The 17825-nt window shown below is 52.1% G+C and carries 16 protein-coding genes; 10 read left to right on the plus strand and 6 right to left on the minus strand.

The annotated features are described in order from the left end of the window. Positions 1–14: 14 nt before the first annotated feature. Positions 15–1436 carry an ABC transporter substrate-binding protein gene (locus ACQ4M4_RS08945; protein WP_430684144.1) on the plus strand — a complete coding sequence of 474 codons (1422 nt, stop codon included), beginning with the start codon at positions 15–17 and terminating at the stop codon, positions 1434–1436. Between the two features lie 168 nt (positions 1437–1604). On the opposite strand, the gene ACQ4M4_RS08950 is transcribed toward ACQ4M4_RS08945, so the two are convergent. Then, on the minus strand, positions 1605–2327 hold the full coding sequence (locus tag ACQ4M4_RS08950) for a Crp/Fnr family transcriptional regulator (RefSeq protein ID WP_430684145.1): 723 nt from the start codon (positions 2325–2327) through the stop codon (positions 1605–1607). Between the two features lie 354 nt (positions 2328–2681). Here ACQ4M4_RS08950 and ACQ4M4_RS08955 point away from each other — a divergent pair, with 354 nt between their 5' ends. Next, a complete protein-coding gene (locus ACQ4M4_RS08955) occupies positions 2682–3683 on the plus strand; it encodes a hypothetical protein (RefSeq protein WP_430684146.1) in 1002 nt (333 codons plus the stop codon). A 404-nt stretch (positions 3684–4087) separates the two neighbouring features. On the opposite strand, the gene ACQ4M4_RS08960 is transcribed toward ACQ4M4_RS08955, so the two are convergent. The 3 genes from ACQ4M4_RS08960 to ACQ4M4_RS08970 all read right to left on the minus strand — a co-directional run bounded on the left by ACQ4M4_RS08960 (position 4088) and on the right by ACQ4M4_RS08970 (position 7510). Then, complete coding sequence (locus ACQ4M4_RS08960; protein WP_430684147.1) at positions 4088–4909, minus strand: Cof-type HAD-IIB family hydrolase; 822 nt, start codon at positions 4907–4909, stop codon at positions 4088–4090. A 204-nt stretch (positions 4910–5113) separates the two neighbouring features. After that, positions 5114–6238 (minus strand): 2OG-Fe(II) oxygenase, encoded by a 1125-nt coding sequence (locus ACQ4M4_RS08965; protein ID WP_430684148.1) that lies wholly within the window; start codon positions 6236–6238, stop codon positions 5114–5116. Positions 6239–6517: 279 nt separating this feature from the next. After that, positions 6518–7510 carry a stage II sporulation protein M gene (locus tag ACQ4M4_RS08970; RefSeq protein WP_430684149.1) on the minus strand — a complete coding sequence of 331 codons (993 nt, stop codon included), beginning with the start codon at positions 7508–7510 and terminating at the stop codon, positions 6518–6520. A 143-nt stretch (positions 7511–7653) separates the two neighbouring features. Here ACQ4M4_RS08970 and ACQ4M4_RS08975 point away from each other — a divergent pair, with 143 nt between their 5' ends. The 6 genes from ACQ4M4_RS08975 (at position 7654) to pstB (ending at position 13499) form a co-directional block, all read left to right on the plus strand. Then, entirely contained in the window at positions 7654–8658 is a 1005-nt protein-coding gene (locus tag ACQ4M4_RS08975; protein ID WP_430684150.1) for a glycerophosphoryl diester phosphodiesterase membrane domain-containing protein, read from the plus strand. A gap of 3 nt (positions 8659–8661) precedes the next feature. Beyond that, the gene (locus ACQ4M4_RS08980) at positions 8662–9453 is read left to right on the plus strand and encodes an RDD family protein (protein ID WP_430684151.1); all 792 of its coding nucleotides are present in this window, start codon (positions 8662–8664) and stop codon (positions 9451–9453) included. A 104-nt stretch (positions 9454–9557) separates the two neighbouring features. Next, the gene (locus ACQ4M4_RS08985; RefSeq protein WP_430684152.1) at positions 9558–10547 is read left to right on the plus strand and encodes a PstS family phosphate ABC transporter substrate-binding protein; all 990 of its coding nucleotides are present in this window, start codon (positions 9558–9560) and stop codon (positions 10545–10547) included. Positions 10548–10766: 219 nt separating this feature from the next. After that, positions 10767–11708 (plus strand): phosphate ABC transporter permease subunit PstC, encoded by a 942-nt coding sequence (gene pstC / locus ACQ4M4_RS08990; protein ID WP_430684153.1) that lies wholly within the window; start codon positions 10767–10769, stop codon positions 11706–11708. 1 nt (position 11709) lies between these two features. Continuing rightward, the gene (gene pstA, locus ACQ4M4_RS08995) at positions 11710–12630 is read left to right on the plus strand and encodes a phosphate ABC transporter permease PstA (RefSeq protein WP_430684154.1); all 921 of its coding nucleotides are present in this window, start codon (positions 11710–11712) and stop codon (positions 12628–12630) included. Between the two features lie 68 nt (positions 12631–12698). Then, entirely contained in the window at positions 12699–13499 is an 801-nt protein-coding gene (gene pstB / locus ACQ4M4_RS09000) for a phosphate ABC transporter ATP-binding protein PstB (RefSeq protein ID WP_430684155.1), read from the plus strand. Positions 13500–13670: 171 nt separating this feature from the next. On the opposite strand, the gene ACQ4M4_RS09005 is transcribed toward pstB, so the two are convergent. Further along, positions 13671–13883, minus strand: a complete 213-nt coding sequence (locus tag ACQ4M4_RS09005; protein ID WP_430684156.1) for a hypothetical protein — start codon at positions 13881–13883, stop codon at positions 13671–13673. Positions 13884–14322: 439 nt separating this feature from the next. Here ACQ4M4_RS09005 and ACQ4M4_RS09010 point away from each other — a divergent pair, with 439 nt between their 5' ends. Beyond that, the gene (locus ACQ4M4_RS09010) at positions 14323–15495 is read left to right on the plus strand and encodes a DNA double-strand break repair nuclease NurA (RefSeq protein WP_430684157.1); all 1173 of its coding nucleotides are present in this window, start codon (positions 14323–14325) and stop codon (positions 15493–15495) included. Between the two features lie 190 nt (positions 15496–15685). Beyond that, positions 15686–16549 (plus strand): hypothetical protein, encoded by an 864-nt coding sequence (locus ACQ4M4_RS09015; protein WP_430684158.1) that lies wholly within the window; start codon positions 15686–15688, stop codon positions 16547–16549. 33 nt (positions 16550–16582) lie between these two features. On the opposite strand, the gene ACQ4M4_RS09020 is transcribed toward ACQ4M4_RS09015, so the two are convergent. Continuing rightward, a complete protein-coding gene (locus ACQ4M4_RS09020; RefSeq protein WP_430684159.1) occupies positions 16583–17683 on the minus strand; it encodes a glycosyltransferase family 4 protein in 1101 nt (366 codons plus the stop codon). Between the last annotated feature and the right edge of the window lie 142 nt (positions 17684–17825).

The raw sequence follows: 17825 nt of genomic DNA on the forward strand, positions 1-17825 counted from the left end.
TGCCCGTTGAAATCATGACTAAGAAAAACGAAACCCCAGCTCTCATTCTTTCCCTTTTGGTGACGTTGGCGCTGATTGGGGCTGGCCTGTGGTGGTTTGGTCGGCAGTTAAATCTTGGCAATGTCGTTCAACCGGGAGAAACGGGTTCATCCACGGTCGATCGGCCAGGGTGGGGTTCTCAGGGGCCAGTGGCGCAACGGTTTAGTGCTGGCGATCGCATTTTGCTGCCAGACTTGGCTACTCCAGAAAAGGAATCGGCTGTTCAGGCGATCGCTGCCGGAGACTATGCCCAGGCTGTATCCCAGTTAGAAGCCTCGCTTCAAACCCAGCGAAATGATCCCGAAGCGCTGATTTACTTGAATAATGCCCGGATTGGCAATGCGGATGCCTACACCATTGCCGTGGCGGTTCCGGCGGGTGCTTCGCCCAACTCGGCGCTAGAACTGCTGCGGGGTGCAGCCCAAGCTCAAAACGAAATGAATCAGGCTGGCGGGGTGAATGGCACGCCCATTCGGGTGGTGATTGTGAATGATGACAACGATCCCAGTACGTGCGAGGCCGTTGCCCGAGCCTTGGTGCAAGATGATTCGGTGCTGGGGGTCATTGGTCACTTTGGCAGCGAAGCGACGCTGGCAGCGGCTCCTGTGTACAACGAAGGCGGTCTGCCGATGATTTCGCCAACCAGTACGTCGATTCAGCTATCCGGCCAGGGACAGTACATTTTCCGTACGGTCCCCAGCGACAAGTTTACGGCTACAACCCTGTCGCGCTATCTCATCAATGGCTTGGGCGATCGCAGTGCGGCTGTGTTCTACAACTCCCAAAGCGGCTATAGCGAATCCCTTAAAAATGAGTTCACCACGGCGTTGACAACCGATGGTGGGCAAGTGGTGATGGAATTTGACTTGTCGGCGGGATTTGACGCAGGGCAGGCGGTAAGCCAGGCGCAGCAGCAAGGTGCAGAAGTGTTGGTGCTAGCGGCAAATACCGCAACGCTCGATCCGGCGTTACAGGTTGTGGCTGTAAACCGGGGTGAGCTGGAAATTTTGGGAGGCGACAGTTTGTACAATCCTAAAACGCTGCAAGTGGGTGGCCCCAATGCAGAAGGCATGGTAGTCGCCGTGCCGTGGATTATTCAGTCCACTCCCAATTCTGAGTTTGCTCAAGCATCGCGCCAACTCTGGGGAGGCGATGTTAACTGGCGCACTGCCATGACGTTTGATGCGGTGATGACGCTGGCTGAGGCTCTGAAGCAAAGCCCCACCCGAGAGGGGCTCATGACGACGTTGCGATCGCCCGGGTTTGCGGTGGAAGGCGCAACAGGCACGGTGCGGTTTTTGCCATCGGGCGATCGCAATCAGGCAATGCAGTTAGTGATGGTACAACCGGGCAACCGCTCTGGCTACGGTTACGATTTCTACCCACTTCAGCCTTAGGTCAACCTGAGTTTTGGATAAGCTAAAAAGCTTTTAGCCGAAACTGACGTTAGGTCAGGTGGAGCGATCGCATCTGTTCAGCACCTCATTACATGAATTCGACAAAACAAAAAGAGTGCCCACGGGATCAGTCAGGCACTCTTTGATGGCTTAAAAGCGTTCAACAGGCTATCCATTTGCTTGTTGGCGCTGCTTTAACACAGCCGAATCTGCTGGTAGGGCAATCAAATTGTCACCATAGGTGCGAATCAGTCCTTTTTGGCGGAGCTTGCCCATCAGTCGCGTCACTGTGACGCGGGTAGAACCAATGGCGCTGCCAATTTGGGCATGGGTGAGCGACCAGGGTAAATAATAGCCATCATCACTCGGTTCACCAAATTCTTCGATCAGCAGAGTGATGAACCCCAGGAGGCGGTCAATGGTGCGCCGCTGTCCCAAAGTGCTGAGCCACAGAAGTTTGCGTTGATGCTGATAGCGAAAAGCATCCAACACTTCACGACGAAAATGAGGCCAGTTATCGAGATCGTGCCAGTACAGCCAAATGACTGAGGTTTGATCGACATGGGCAAAGGCCTGCAGCGTAAAAGGAGACTGTGCCACAATCTCAAACGGTTGTCCGGCACCAACAAAGCCCAAAAATGCCTCTTCAGAATTGACCCGAGGTAAGCGAGATGAGGCGTTGGATGTGCTCACTTGCGCCTCTCCTACCAATCGCACCGAACCTCGCTGCACCAGGTACAACAAGCCAGGTCGGGCGGGAATTTTTTCATCTTTGGCGAAACTGCGGCTGCGGTAATGCTCTTGCGCCCAATCGAGAATACGTTGCCAGGTGAGAAAAGGTCTTGCCGTTTCTGAGGGTGTCGTCGAGGAAGGAGGAGAGACGGAGTGCATAGGTGGGGTTCCTAAGATTCAGTAAGAATGCGGTTGACTCTAGGCATTCTTGAGGGCGGTTCAGGGCTGCGACGAAGACAGGAAAGGCTAAGAGAGTAATAACTATCAGTAACTAAAGCGGTAACTAAAGTATTACTACTAGCTTACGACTCAGTTCCTGTAGCTAAAGTAAGAAAATTTACGAGGCTGGAAGGTAGTATTACACTTTATACCCCTCCCTTTTATGCCAGATTCACCAGGAATCCGCAAACTTTTATGAGACTTTCACAAAAGATTCAAATTTTTATACCTCTACGGTGGGTTTTACGCAGTGTTCTCTCTGATTTGGTTGATGGTTGTTTGGTTAATGGTTGAATGAAGCCGAATCATTTAAGCGCTGCAACGTCGCCTTTGAGTTTGCAAGGGGCCGTGTGGAAGGGACTGTTGCCTATCTATTTACAACATTGGCATGAGGGATGGGGTCAATTCGAACCAGCGCTAGATGTACTTGGTGAACCGACTGTAGGGTTGGTATACGTAAAACGCGTCCCAGAGCAGATTTGCTACGCTTGGGCGATCGCCCATTCCCTAGCCTCTAGGCTGCATCTTGCTCCTACCGACATTGCCATGCAGCTCGCGCAGCGATTGAACCAATCGATTACTGACTCCGCCTCTGCAACGGGCCCCAATTGGGCATTGCCAGATTGGACTTCGTTTGAGGGAAGCGATCGCTCATTCACCTTAGCTCAATTCGTGTGGGCGAGTTGTAGAGTGCGTGCCCATTCTTCGGGGATTGTGCAATTGGGGGTGGGTGACTACGGTGTGGCGGTATGGCTGCATGGCATGAGCCAGAGGTGGCTGTATCCCCCACCGCGGCTGCGGGAAAGTCCTGTTGCGGTTGAGATTCTCCCACAAGTTACGCGGGTTTGGCTGATTCAGGTTGCCCATGGGCGCTGCTGTTCGCTGTTGCGACTGGCGGCTGATGCTGGAATGATTGCATTGCAGATTGCAGGGTCGCATGAGGGCGGGTGGCGCATTCCTCAACCATTGCCATGGCTAACAGATGCGGGCGTGTTGCAGTGTCGCGATCGCATTGAGTATGAGTTGGTGCAAAGGTTGGTTGCTGTGTTGGACGATGCTTGGGCTGAGAGAATCACACCCAAAACTGCGTTACGACATGCCGAGCATGTCAGCGATCGCCTGAGCCAACTCGATGCGGCGTATCCATTATTTGGAGCGACAAAAGGGATTGGAGACGCAAGAGGGAACCTTGTCGCGCGGGTGCAGGTGCGCATGGGGTTGGTATGCATTGCCAAAGAGGTTTTGGGATGGCTGCTGCACACTTGGCTGGGAGCCGAAGCACCTACAGAACTGTAGCGCGATCGCCCGGTTTATAGAGGCGAGTTGATATGAGATACGACGGAAATTGTGGATTGTTCTGTTTTATGTCAAGTTTTACGGAGTTCCTGACCTGGGTTCCCAATCAGTCAAATTTTTTGTGCGAAAGACTAACATTTTTCTTCTACTTCTGATATACTAACGACCAGTGTGAGGAGCGAACCAGCAAGGGCATCGAGACGAAACACGGTCAGTCGTCGATGCCCTTTCTGATTTCTACTTTTCCAGAAGTTTTTCCTAAATTCAAAGCAATTTGCATTAGCCTTTCCGAACTTGGTTGCTGGGAAGGCTAATGCTTTTTTTAAGTTGGTGTTTTTTGGATTGAGGTAGAGGATGGAGCAACGGCTGAGTCGGGCGGCACGCGATCGCTGCTTTAACAGTCGCTACTTCAGCAAAAACTCCTCAATGGCTGCGGCTGCACCTCCAACTTCGACTTCGGGGGCAATCCAGTTGGCGATCGCCTTTACCCCATCCGGGGCATTGCCCATGGCAACTCCGATCCCTGCATATTGAATCATTTCCAAATCATTAAAGTTGTCGCCGATCGCCATCACCTGCGCTGGCTGAAGTCCCAATATCTCCTCTGCCAGATATTGAACCGCAGCGCCTTTATTCACAAGCGGGTTGGCCGCTTCCAAAAAGATATCGACCGATTTAGTCAGATATAGCTCAGTAGGGCGATAGCGCTGACGCAGTGCTGCCAACAATTGGTTGATCAAATCAACATTTTGGCTTTGCACCAGCACCTTGGTGGGATCAACGCTGAGCATATTGCGCAAATCGCCAACGGGGGTGGGCTCAACGTGCGATCGCTCCGCATAGCGAGCGGTTTCTTCGGTCAGTTCGCGAACATACAGCTCATCTTCGATATACAAATGCACCGAGAGTTGATCGCGGTGTTCTGGCTGTTCAAAAAAGTCCAACAGTTGTCGCACATAGTCTTTGGAAACGGCCCAGTGACGATGCACATGGGCCGTGGCTGGATCTTTAATCAGCGCCCCTTGATACACCATGAGCGGCAAGTCGGAGGTGAGGTCATGGTGAAATCTAAGCGCTGAGCGAAACATCCGCCCCGTGGCGATCGCCACCCGAATGCCCCGTTGCTGTGCAGCCCGAATCGCCTGAATGACGATCGGCTCTATTTGGTTGGAGCGCCCGACAACTGTTCCATCCAAGTCAACCACGAGCAGTTGAATATCGGCCATGAACTCACCACAAAATGTTGACGTTTAGAGCTTACGCAATTCATCCGAAAGACTAGGGGGTTGAATGATTTTTGGAGCGCTTAGCGCTCCAAAAATCATTCAACTGCATAAGTCCTGATATTGCCAGCGGCAAGGGCGATCGTCCTTAGGGATTCATGACAAGAATAAAACCTCGCCAAACGAGAAACCCAATCAGCAACCTCATCATGAGACAGGCTGTTTGGCCTGACTGGAGGGTTCTTCAGTCACTAAATACTGACGATTTTGCGATCGCACCACAGCAGCTTCATCATTGTAGAAGAAGGACAGCAACGCATAGCGTGTTCCTTGCAGCACTGAGGTCGCCTCATGCAGCAGCGAACACGAAAATATGACCGCTTCACCCGTATTGGGACGATAAAGCTGCGACCCAAACTCAGGAAAGCGCAAATAGCCCCCTTCAAACTCTTCGGTATTGAGATTGATCGTCATCGCAAAGCGACGATGGGCCGTTCCCTTGGTTGTGTTGTCGCGATGCCGATTGAAAAATCCCTGATTGCTTGCGTCGTAACAGGCGACAAGATGCCGCTCAAACCGTGTGATTTCGTATTGATAGGCTTTTTGGATTTCGGGCTTGACCCGGCGCAGCATGTGGGAATTGAGCGTTTCTAATAACCCCTGATCCTGAATATTAAAATCACGCCGCCGTTTGAAGCCATCATCCATCACGGCAACCGTTTTGCCATCGACTTGCCGCATAAAGCCAGAAGGCTCGCCACCGTTAGCCTTGTATTGTGAAATGAGGTGGCGACACATCTCCTGACTCAGCACATGGGGAATGAATAGCACCGGAGCCTGTCGCTGGGCTACCACCGATGGTGGAATCGGCGGTAAGCTTGCAACGAATTCCACCACTTGGGCAACGTGGGTTTCTGGCTCGGTGATTGGAATGATGTGAATGATCTGCATGCGTTCGTTTAGCACAAAGGTGATGGGCGAAAACCGCATGTAGGAGCCATTGTCGATAGGGGTGGCAATACCATAAAGCCGACTGACTTGCCGCTCAAAGTCCCAAATGAGCTTGCAAAAGGCGGTGCTTTCGGGGGTGGAAATGTGGTCTTGGTCTTGCGCATCAATGCACACGCCAAAGAAGGGAACCGTGAGTTTGGCAAAAATGGGTTGGGCGGCACAAAACCCCTCAATGACCTGGTGCATGCCGGGAAGTTGGGTACTGCCAAAAAAGCTTAAGACCGTGCGATGCCCACCCACCGTATCGAAGTGGTAGGTCGGGTTGACATTAGACGGGGCAATAAACCACGGAGCCGGATCGCCAATGGTGAGGTGGGTCATAGTGCTGCGCCAAACTCGACAGGTAACTTTGCGGTTGTGTATTGGTTGTGCGATCGCCCATGGGGTTTTCCCAAACGAAGCACCAACAAAACCAAGCTGTTGAATGAATATGTTCTATTTATTAACCTCTAGTGGCACAACATTTACGCCAACTTCAGACAAAACTTAGAAATTGACACATGGATACCGTTGGCCGATGGAGCATATGAGCCGATGGAGCATATGAGCCGATGGAACATATCAATTGCGGAGAGGCGCAGCCATGGAGATGGGCGATCGCTAAGAGACAAGTTCCCTATCGGCTAGCCTTGAGCTGTCGTGAGGCTGCTTTTGTTGCAGGTACCACATGAGTGTGGCAAACAAACCCACGCCAACGATATATTTTGCAAGGTCGGGCACGGCGGGATTGGGCGAAAAGAAGCCTTCGATAATACCCGCAATCACCAGCAGCGGAATAACGCCATACAGCAACCGAATCGCCTTGAGACCATAGTGCTTGAGTGCATCGATGCGGCGATCGCGTCCCGGAAACAGCAGCGCTCGACCAATGAGCAGTCCCGCTCCCCCCGCTAAAAAAATAGCAGGCAGCTCCAGCGACCCATGGGGAAACACAAAAGCCCAAAAGGGAAATGCCAGGTTGTTTTGCCCCACCAATGTGCCGATCGCGCCAATCATGCAGCCGTTGAGCAGCATGATGTAAGTGGTGAGCAGTCCTGCCGTGATTCCTCCGGCGATCGCACTCATGGCCACGCGAATGTTGTTGATCATGATGCTGCTAGAGGCAAAGGGCTCAATGCCGATGATGGAACCCATCCACAGTTCGCCGCGATCGCGCACTTGCTGCACAATCTCATCGGGCACAATCACGTTCATAAAGTTGGGATCAACCCAGGCATACCACCACGACACCAGCCCCGCCACCACAAACATGGCAGTTGCCAGCGCAATGTATCCTGCACACTCCTGCACCGTAGCCGGAAACCCCCATCGGTAAAACTGCCATAGCGATCGCCACTCTTGCCGCCGCGATCCTTGATAAACCTGGGTATAGCCTCGGGTGACCAACCGCTGCAAATCTTGCACAACCAAATTGCCGACTGATTGGGTGCGCGCCCGGGCCAAGTCTCCCGAAACCGAGCGGTACAGGCTGGCAAGCTGGTGAATTTCCTGAGCCGTGAGCGATCGCAACCCGCGCTTTTCCGCCCGAGTGAGCAGGGCATCCAACTGTTTCCAGCTTGTTTCTCGCCGCGCGATCCAACGCTGAACATTCATGCGGTTACCCCGACGAATCCCAATAAGTAAAGCAGGCTTAACACAGCAGGCTAATCCTAGAAATGAATTGGAGACTTCTGTCAGCGTAGACTACCATAGCTTCAACGCTACGCGTTCTGTTCCTCCTGCGTTTCTCATTTACTATGACACCGGGCTTAGAACCACAACCCCTGCCGCAACCTCTAACCATTGGCAATATTGTGAATGCAGGGTTTCGCCTATATACAACGCGGTTGAAGCCGTATCTCAAAGTTGCTGCCATTGGGTCGCTGTGGCTGATGTTGCCGTGGCTGTTGGCTATTGTCGTCGCCATTTTTTACGCAACGGTGCGCGACTATTGGGCGTGGCTGGGGCTAATCATTCCTGCGCTGCTGGTGGTCCTCTTCATGTCGCTCACGCGCTATTTAGCCGAGTCGGCGGCGATCGCCCGTTTAGCCTATGGAGAGTTAATTAACCAACCCGAGACGGTGCAAGCAGCGCGGCGCTATACCAGCTCACGCAAGTGGAGCTTTTTTGGCGTCAACATGCTCCTGGGCCTCATGTTTACGGCAGTGTTCGTTGCAATGTATTTGCTGGCGGCCCTGTGCGTTGTCGTCATTTTTGCGGCAACGGGCGGCGTTGATTTTTTGCTCAATCCTGGTCCGGCGGCGGCGGTCAATCCTGGCTTATTGGTGTTGACCGGGTTGATTGTCCTGGTGGTGCTGCTGCTGCTGTTGCTGATTGCCTCGTGGTTTAGCGTGCGGTTTGCGATCGCCGAATTGCCCTTGGCGATTGAACCCGGGCTGACCGCGACCCAAAGTATTGGTCGCAGCTGGAACCTGACCAACCGCAATGTGTGGCGCATTTTTCTGGTCATGTTTGTCACGCTGCTGATTACGCTTCCGGTTCAGCTTGTGCTGCAAATTGTGCTGGCTTTGGTTCAAGGGGCGATCGCATCCTTTGTTCCGAGCGATTCCCCATCGTTTGTGCTGTTTTCCAACCTAATTGCTCTGCCGTTAGGAATTGGGGTAGGCATTTTGCTGCTGCCCCTCTGGCAAACCATCAAGGCTGTCATTTACTACGACCTGCGCAGCCGCTCCGAAGGGATTGATCTGGTATTGAACAACATCCCGCAAGACGGTTCAGGAAAGGAATTCCCGCCGGTGTAACCTATGCGCTTTTTCAATCGGGTGACGGTGCCCACTCCCGAAAGCACCGAACTGGATTTTAGTTTGGCTGGCATTGGCAATCGGGCGCTGGCGTTGGTGATTGACTACCTCATTTTGCTCACGGTCCTCATGACCTTTTGGATCGTGTGGCTGCTCATTTCAATTCAGCTGTTGTCCTACCTTTCCGAGGTCAGTTCTCCCTGGGCAAGTGGGCTAATCAATTGGCTGTTGGCGATCGCCCTGTTGCTCAATTTCGTCATTTCGTTGGGCTATTTCGTCTTTTTTGAAGTGAAGTGGCGGGGCCAAACTCCGGGCAAGCGCTTTGCCCACATCCGCGTCATTCGCGAAAATGGCACCCCGGTTGGCCTATCGCAAGCCGCCTTGCGAGCCCTGCTGCGGCCTATTGATGACTCGTTTTTTATCGGAGCGCTCTTCATCTTGCTCAGTGCCAAAGAAAAACGCATTGGCGATATGCTGGCGGGCACTATCGTGGTGCAAACTCAGCCAAGTGGCAATCGAGCGGCGATCGCCACATCAGATACCGCCAATCAATTGGCTAGCCAACTGCCTCAGCTCACACAGCTCGCCAACCTCTCGCCCGACGATTTTGGGGTTGTGCGGGAGTACCTGCGCCGCCGCAAAACGCTAGCTACCAAAGCTCGCACCGAGCTGAGTATGAACCTCGCTCGCCAAATTCGCGATCGCATCCAGCTCGAAACCATTCCGCCTGATTTAACCTCCGACGACTTTCTGGAAGCGGTTTATATGGCATATCAAGCCCAAAACCAGCACTAGGCCATGATCCCTTGACAAACCAGTTTGTATCCTGGATTACTTAACCTTGTCTTTACACTCGGCGACTAGAATGCAATCGTTTGTTGAAAGGAATCTCTAGAGCTATGGCATTTAATTTTCGGAACAAGCGATCTGTTGCGATCGCAACCATGACAGCCTTCACGTTGGGTCTGGCCGCCTGTGCCCCCAGCACCACCGACACCTCCTCGGGTGGCACCGAAACTGAAACTGCAGCTGCCGGCTCAGATGTCAGCGGCACCATTCTCATCGACGGTTCCAGCACGGTTTATCCGGTTTCTGAAGCCATGGCCGAAGAGTTTATGGCAGCCAACTCTGGCGTTCAAGTGACCGTGGGTACCTCTGGTACGGGCGGTGGCTTCGAAAAGTTCTGTAGTGGCGAAACCGATATCTCCAACGCCTCCCGTCCTATCGACGAAGAAGAAATTGCAAGCTGCGAAGCGGCTGGCATCGAATATGTGGAACTGCCCGTTGCCACTGATGCGTTGACCGTTGTGGTCAACCCCGAAAATGACTGGGCAGAGTGTCTTACCATCGAGCAACTCGAAACCATTTGGAGACCCGAATCTCAAGGCACCATCTCTAACTGGAACCAGGTTGACCCCAGCTTCCCCGATGCTCCTTTGGCCCTGTACGGCCCTGGTACCGACTCTGGAACCTTCGACTACTTCACCGAAGTGATTGGTGGCGAAAGCGGAGCCAGCCGTGGGGACTACACTGCCAGCGAAGATGACAACGTGCTGGTGCAAGGTGTGACAGGCGACACCAATGCCATTGCCTACTTTGGCTATGCCTACTACGTTGAGAACACCGATAGCCTCAAGGCTGTCAGCATCGACGACGGCAACGGCTGCGTTGAACCGACTCAAGAAAACGTGCTGAGTGGTAACTATACCCCCTTGGCTCGTCCCTTGTTTATCTACGTTTCTCGTGCATCCCTCGAAGAAAAGCCCCAAGTGCAGGCATTCATAGACTTCTACCTTGACCCTGCAAATAAAGAATTTGTGGGTGAGACCGGCTACGTTACCCTCACCGATGCGCAATACACTGAAGCAAAAGGTCTGCTGGACAAATAGTGACGAATTCGGTCTCTTTGATGCGTCCAGCGTGACTCGCCAAGGGATTTAATGTTTGTAAGTAGCGGGTTTAGCAGCTTTTATGCTCAAAACCCGCTACCCAAAATTTTCCGATCGCAACACGACCAAGGCCATCTCATCGTAGGATGGGATTAACATGTAAAGGGTCTTGACGCAGAGCGACCTTTTTCAGAAAGACATCACTCCCAGGTAATTTTTATGACCGAAAGTTCCATACCTCCCGGTCAACAGCAATCCGGTGTATGGCATCCAAACCGGGCTGCGAGCAAGCGCAACGAACTGATTGTAAAGGTCCTTACTGGAGCCTTTGCCGCCATTTCAATTCTCACCACAATTGGGATTATTTACTCCTTAATTGGAGAAACTCTCCGGTTTTTTCAGCAGGTTCCGCTCTGGAACTTTTTGTTTGATACCGAGTGGACTCCACTATTTACCAACTCTCGATATGGAATTGGGGTGCTCATCAGCGCAACGTTTTTGACCTCGTTCATTGCGCTGTTGGTTGCGGTTCCCTTGGGTATTTTAGCGGCTGTGTGTTTAAGTGAGTATGCACCCACAGGTGTACGAGCTTGGCTAAAGCCCGCTCTTGAGGTCTTGGCGGGTATTCCAACGGTGGTGTTTGGCTACTTTGCCTTGCTGTTTGTTACGCCAATTTTGAAGGCTTTTATTCCTGGGTTGCAAACGTTTAACGGACTGAGTGCAGGGCTGATTTTAGGAATCGCTCTGCTTCCTACGATCGCATCCTTAAGCGAAGATGCCATCTATGCCGTTCCCAGTAGCTTGCGCCAAGGTTCCTACGCGCTAGGGGCAACCAAGAGGGAAACCATTACTAGTGTTGTGCTGCCTGCGGCCTTGTCGGGGATTGTGGCCTCGATTGTGCTGGGGGTGGCGCGGGCAGTAGGCGAAACCATGATCGTGACTTTGGCGGCTGGCCAAAACCCCAACCTCACGCTTGACCCACGAGTTGCCATTCAAACCATGACCTCGTTTATTGTGCAGGTGGCTGGTGGAGATATTGCTGTCGGAACGCTGAAATACGACACGTTGTTTGTCGTTGGTACAACGTTGTTTTTGATTACTCTGGCGTTGAATATCTTTAGTTTCTGGTTTGTGCGGAAGTATCAGGAGAAGTACGAATAATATGACGACGACTGATCCAAACCTAACAGAACGCTCTGGAACGCAAGCCGCCGGAGGATTCGACGTTAACCTTGAGAAACGGTATTTTTACGATCGCATCTTTAAGATTGCAGCCTGGACGGCCACGTTGATTGGCTTGCTTGTGCTGGCGGTTTTGCTCATCGATACCTTTGTGGATGGCTTTCCTCGATTGGGCTGGGATTTTATTACCAACTTTCCTTCACGACGACCTGAGCGTGCGGGGGTAGCTTCGGCTCTTGTTGGTACGGTATGGTTACTATCGATTACAGCCCTGTTTGCGTTCCCAATTGGGGTTGGTACAGGCATCTTTTTGCAAGAATTTGCCACAGATAACTGGTTTACCCGTGCGATTGAAATTAACATCAGCAACTTGGCTGCGGTTCCATCTATCATTTACGGGCTGCTGGGTCTGGCGATGTTTGTGGAGGTGCTATCGCCAATAACGGGTGGTCGTACCTTGCTGTCGGGTGGGTTAACGTTGGCTCTGTTGATTCTGCCTGTGATTATTGTGGCCACCCGGGAGGCTTTAAAGGCGGTACCAGATAGTTTGCGGATGGCCGGTATGGCGTTGGGCTCTACCCGCTGGCAAACGGTTTGGGCTCATGTACTGCCTCAGGCCATGCCTGGAATTTTGACCGGGACGATTTTGGCTCTGTCTCGGGCAATCGGAGAGACCGCTCCTCTGATTGTGATCGGGGCGCAAACATTTGTGGCGTTTATGCCCAATAGTTGGTATTCATCTTTTTCGGCGATGCCCATTCAAATTTTTAACTGGACCTCTCGCCCCCAAGCGGAGTTTCATACGAACGCGGCGGCAGGTAGCATTGTGCTGTTGGTGGTGTTGCTGATGATGAATGCGACTGCAATTTATTTGAGAAACCGGTTCCAAAGAGCACGATAGGCTGTGGCTGACGTTATGGCGATCGCGCATTGCTTGATGTTGACGAAATTAGGGAAACCCCAAGGCAAATGAACACAACCTCACCCATCCGAACTGATGTCGCGTTTCGTGTTGAAAATGCGAGCTACTACTACGGCTCAAATCTTGCAGTCCGCGATGTTTTCATGGATGTACCGGAGAGCAAAATTACATCCTTAATTGGCCCTTCTGGCTGCGGAAAAAGCACGGTGCTGCGGTGCTTTAACCGATTGAATGATTTGATTTCGGGGGCGCATGTAAAGGGCAAGATTACCTACCGTGGCGTTGATTTGTACGACAAGAGTGTCGATGCAACGGAACTGCGGCGGCGGATCGGGATGGTGTTTCAAAAGCCAAACCCCTTTCCCAAGTCAATTTACGAAAATATTGCGTTTGGGGCACGGATTAACGGTTACCGAGGCGATATGGATGCACTCGTTGAGCGATCGCTGCGGGGTGCGGCACTTTGGGAAGAGGTGAAGGATAAGCTGAAGGAGAGTGGCTTATCGCTATCGGGTGGTCAGCAGCAGCGATTGTGTATTGCCCGCGCGATCGCCATTGAGCCCGAAGTGTTGTTGATGGACGAGCCTTGCTCGGCTCTCGATCCGATCTCGACCTTGCGGATTGAAGAATTGATGCAGGAGCTGAAATCGAATTACACCATCATTATTGTGACGCACAATATGCAGCAGGCTGCTCGCGTGTCGGATATGACGGCTTTCTTTAATGCTCAGGCAACTGAAGCGGGCGGCAAGCAGGGATATTTGGTTGAGTTTGCCCCAACGCAAACGATCTTCAACAATCCGGCTCAACAAGCAACCCAAGACTACGTTAGTGGTCGGTTTGGCTAAGCGCGATCGCCAAACTAAGTTGTCTGTCAATCGTTGAGAAAAAGCCCTGTACAGCAGGGCTTTTTTGTTGTGAATTCAGCATGAACTGGGTGGATTGAGGATAACGACGGCTTGAGCCATGCAGCAGGCAAATGTAAGGAGGGGCGAGAGTGAGTCGTGGGATGCGGCACTTTATCCCACGGCAGCCAAGCACGCGGTTTCACCTAATAAGTGATGGGGTAGGGACAAAATGAAATTGCTCAGCTCGTCCAACCGTTGATAGGGCTTGCTAATAAAGTGCTGATTTTCAACCCAATAAAAGAGCGCTCCATCATACTGCATAATTTTGAGAACGCATCCCCGATCTTGGGCCAATCTGAAGATCTCGTTAATGCTAGGGGTCATACTTTTCATCTATCTGTGCGCATAATTCATTTAATTCTTCATATATTCTTTATCGACCCTTTAAGTTTTGATTCCGTATTATCCACAAAAAATGTCGAGTGGATTTGGGATGACTCCGGGTTTTTGCGAGGATACCAGGGCTGACTTTGGCGATCGCTTCATCAACAGGCCGAGTGAGATTGTCGAGAGAATTGCGTTTTTGGTGCAAGAATAGTACCTTTGACCTAACATTTAGGTAGTCTCTGCATTGGGAATTGTTGTTGTCTGCCAATGTTGAGATCGCTGTTGTCAGATGTTCTGGACTTACGCATTGGTGTTGTGGGGGGGGGGGGGGGGGGGCCCCCCCCCCCCCCACAACACCAACACACCAGATTTAGTGGGCTTGCGTAAGTCTTGATGTTGTTATAAATCGAGATATTCAGTCGAGATATTCAATCGCATGCCGATTAAGCCGTCTCAAATTTTGCATTGCTTGACCGATAAGCGCGAAGCCTTCACCGCGTTTGATGCCAAAGCCGTTAAGCGGATGAATGAGTATCATCAAGCATTTGAGGATTTTGTTTCCCAAACGGAAGAGGAGCGATCGCAGTTGTTGCAAGGGCATGCGCCAGCATTGGGAGCGCGTCCGTTGGAATCGTTTGCAGAGACGGATGGTGGGGTTGTACGGAGCGGCCTCCGCTGGAACAACCGTGAAGAAAGTCTGGCCTGGGTGCGCGATCGCCTCACGGGAATCACCACATTTGCGGTAGACGGCTCACAGATTTATCCCGGAAAAGATTTATCAATTCCTGTAGCGTTGGTGCAGATTGGCTGGTTTGAAAATCAGCATTTGCCCATGGGGGGATACGAAAAAGACATTCGTCTTGATGTGCTGACGCCGCACGACTTGCAGGCAGGCAACAGTGGTGAGCCTGTTGATCGGCGGGTGAATATGCGTCGATTTGAAATGGAGACGCAGCGGCTTGTGGAATATATGGAGGCTCACTCTGGGCAAAAAAACTGTTTGCTATTTTTGGATGGGTCGCTGGTTGCGACGTTTGCGCGATCGTTTGAGCCAGAGGTGCGGCAATTTTACATTGAAGCTTTGTTGGCGGTTCTGCGAGCCAGCGAGGCCCATCGAGTGCCGCTGGTGGCCTATATCGACACATCCTATGCAGATGATGTAACGGTGATGCTGCAAAGCTTGTATGACTTGCCGCGTTCCAACAGCATTCACGATGCCAATTTGGTAAACCGCTTAGGGATGGAGTGGGGCGATCGGGTTCCCTTATTTCTGTGCAAGCGGGCCGATATTCTGCAGGAATATGCCGAACACAGCGATCGCATTGCCTTTACCTATCTCAAAACCACGCGAGACAACTACCCAGCCCGACTTGAAATGCCTTTGTGGATGGTAGAGGAGGGATTGCACACTCAAGTTTTGGACTGGGTGCGCGCCGAAGTGGTAATTGGTGCGGGCTATCCGTACGCGATTGAAACGGCAGACAAAACGGCGGTGCTTCAAGCGGGCGATCGCCAACTCTTTTTTCGGGTGCTGCAAGAGTGGCTTGAGCAAGAGCGGCTCAATCTGCGCCTATCGCGCAAAATGGTCAGCAAAATGCGCCGACGCTAACCTGCTGCTGGGGGATGAGGGCTATTTGTTGACTTCTCAGACACCCTCTTAAATTTGTTTTGCAAACTTTAGGTAAACCTGATGGCATATCGGTTTACCTAAAGTTTGCTGTCAGTTTCTTCATGGTGCTTGAAAACCCTGACGTGGGAATGCTCTACTAGAGGCAACTTCGATTTAGTGCTGTTTTCTCGTGTCATTTGCGATGCCACCTCAAGATATGTTGGCGTTAGCCCAACAGGGCGATCCAACCGTACTCACCAGCATTTTTAACCACGCGTTCAAGCCGATGGGCATTGAGGCGCGAGTGGCGAATCGGTCTCAGGCGTTGCATGTGGTGCTGCGGGCTGCCCACATTCCCGACCAGGCTAGGGCGATCGCCCTAGTGCAGCGGCTTGTGACGGAATTAAGCATTCAAGCGGTCGATATGCTTCAACTTTATGCCCATCAGATTGGAGCAAAGCAGTTGGCTTGGCAACACACTTTTACGCTGCGTCCGACGGGATCTTCCTCGCAGATCTGGCTTGATGCTCAACCGCATCTTCAGCGCGGGGAGGACACCGCACCGGGTACCATAGAAGCGATCGCCCCAAACGAGGCGGATCCCATTCCCGACTTTGAAAACCCGTTTGAACACCCGCCTATCTTAGACACCATGAGCCCAAACGAATGGTTTGAACAGCCACAAGCTCAACCCTCAAACGAGCTTCCCTTCAAAGAAGTGGAGCCTTTGAACCTGCTGCCTGAGCAACCCCTTGCTACCCCAAAACCAGCGCTTGATTTGGCGACTCCTCCCGAAGAAGATTGGCTAAAACGTCCAGAATCAGCCATCTTAATTATTTTTGTGATTTTGGTGGCGATTTGGGAGTTTTATTTGGAGTTGGTAGAAGGGGATGGTTCGCTGTCGAGTGTGGGCTTGGCGAAGCGGCTAGGAGTGAGCCGAAGTACCGTTAGCCGGCGCAAGCGCGACTCCGACTTTAGTGCGTGGAGCCAAAGCTTAGATCCAGATGGAATTGCCTGGAGCTATCGCACGGGGCGGTTTTTGCCGCAGTGGTAGCCAAGTAGCCAGCTTTCAACGGCGATAAAATGGCTATAAAAACTGTTCTAAGACGCTGGATGTGAGCTGACCAGTTTTGCGCCAACTGAAATGCTCGATATGGGCAAATCCAGCGTGCCGAAGTTGCGATCGCGCCGTCTCATCGGTGGCAAGTTGATGCATTGCTGCGGCGATTGCGCGAATATGCGTTGGGTCTACCAATAGGGCGGCTGAACCTGCCACCTCGGGCAAGGCTGCCACGGTCGAAGTAATGACAGGCGTGCCACAGGCCATTGCTTCCAAGACAGGAATGCCAAACCCTTCCCATAAGCTGGGAAATACCAGGGCGATCGCTCCAGCAAACAATTGCAGCAACTCTGCACTGGGCACATAGTTGAGCCAGCGAACTTGGGGCGAAATGCCCAGCGATCGCGCAAGTTGCATCAGCTTTGGAGTGTAGCGTCGATCTACAGGGCCAACCAGCCTTAGTTCATACGCTTGACGATTGGGCAACGCCGCAAATGCCTGCAACACACGGGCCAGGTTTTTATGTGGATCATGCCGACCGACGTACAAAAAGTAATTGTGCCGGGGCATGGATACCGGATGAAAGCGCTGGTCATCATAAGCCAGGGGAATGGGAGTGATGTGCCGAGCCGAAATGCCAAACCAATCCATAATGTCTTGTGCGGTTGCCTTGGAGTTACAGACGATGTGAGTTGCTTGTTGCAACACCATGGGCACGTAGAACCGAAAGTAAGGCGTTAACGGTGAGGTCCAGCAGGGAAATCGCAGCGGAATCAGGTCGTGCACCATCACTACAGTGCGACATGAGGAAAATAGCGGAGCTTCTGGTACGGGTGAAAATAGCAGTTGGCCTCCATGCTGGTGATACATCTTGGGAAGGTGTACCTGAGTCCACCACAGTCGGTTGATATGGCCCCGTTTGCCATGGTCTGCACTCATACGGCTTGAGATGGGTTTGTGGACCCAGGTGCGATCGCTCGGGGCGGTTTCAAGTTCGGCAATTCCTGGAGGCGCTAAAAGTAGTGCAGGCTCAAGGGTTAAATTGGAGACGAGGTTGATCGCGTAGTTGGCGATACCAGTGCGACGAGTGCCCACAAACGATAGGTTAATCACACAGGGTAAGCGCATCAAAAACTGTTGAAGGACGAACAAATAGAAATCGGCCAGCGTCAAGCGACCAGTATCAAGCGACCAGTATCAAGCGGCCAGTTAGTACGGTTGGGCAACTAAATTGCCAAATGAAGGTGAAATGCAGGCAAGGCTGCGTTCG

It is taken from the genome of Leptolyngbya sp. AN02str, from assembly GCF_050565595.1.
Taxonomy (GTDB): Bacteria; Cyanobacteriota; Cyanobacteriia; order Elainellales; family Elainellaceae; genus Kaiparowitsia.

Bases quoted from the DNA above. Each gene is read 5' to 3' on its own strand.
- ACQ4M4_RS08945 (WP_430684144.1), top strand. From the start codon at position 15: ATGACTAAGAAAAACGAAACCCCAGCTCTCATTCTTTCCCTTTTGGTG.
- ACQ4M4_RS08950 (WP_430684145.1), bottom strand. From the start codon at position 2,327: ATGCACTCCGTCTCTCCTCCTTCCTCGACGACACCCTCAGAAACGGCA.
- ACQ4M4_RS08955 (WP_430684146.1), top strand. From the start codon at position 2,682: ATGAAGCCGAATCATTTAAGCGCTGCAACGTCGCCTTTGAGTTTGCAA.
- ACQ4M4_RS08960 (WP_430684147.1), bottom strand. From the start codon at position 4,909: ATGGCCGATATTCAACTGCTCGTGGTTGACTTGGATGGAACAGTTGTC.
- ACQ4M4_RS08965 (WP_430684148.1), bottom strand. From the start codon at position 6,238: ATGACCCACCTCACCATTGGCGATCCGGCTCCGTGGTTTATTGCCCCG.
- ACQ4M4_RS08970 (WP_430684149.1), bottom strand. From the start codon at position 7,510: ATGAATGTTCAGCGTTGGATCGCGCGGCGAGAAACAAGCTGGAAACAG.
- ACQ4M4_RS08975 (WP_430684150.1), top strand. From the start codon at position 7,654: ATGACACCGGGCTTAGAACCACAACCCCTGCCGCAACCTCTAACCATT.
- ACQ4M4_RS08980 (WP_430684151.1), top strand. From the start codon at position 8,662: ATGCGCTTTTTCAATCGGGTGACGGTGCCCACTCCCGAAAGCACCGAA.
- ACQ4M4_RS08985 (WP_430684152.1), top strand. From the start codon at position 9,558: ATGGCATTTAATTTTCGGAACAAGCGATCTGTTGCGATCGCAACCATG.
- pstC (WP_430684153.1), top strand. From the start codon at position 10,767: ATGACCGAAAGTTCCATACCTCCCGGTCAACAGCAATCCGGTGTATGG.
- pstA (WP_430684154.1), top strand. From the start codon at position 11,710: ATGACGACGACTGATCCAAACCTAACAGAACGCTCTGGAACGCAAGCC.
- pstB (WP_430684155.1), top strand. From the start codon at position 12,699: ATGAACACAACCTCACCCATCCGAACTGATGTCGCGTTTCGTGTTGAA.
- ACQ4M4_RS09005 (WP_430684156.1), bottom strand. From the start codon at position 13,883: ATGACCCCTAGCATTAACGAGATCTTCAGATTGGCCCAAGATCGGGGA.
- ACQ4M4_RS09010 (WP_430684157.1), top strand. From the start codon at position 14,323: ATGCCGATTAAGCCGTCTCAAATTTTGCATTGCTTGACCGATAAGCGC.
- ACQ4M4_RS09020 (WP_430684159.1), bottom strand. From the start codon at position 17,683: ATGCGCTTACCCTGTGTGATTAACCTATCGTTTGTGGGCACTCGTCGC.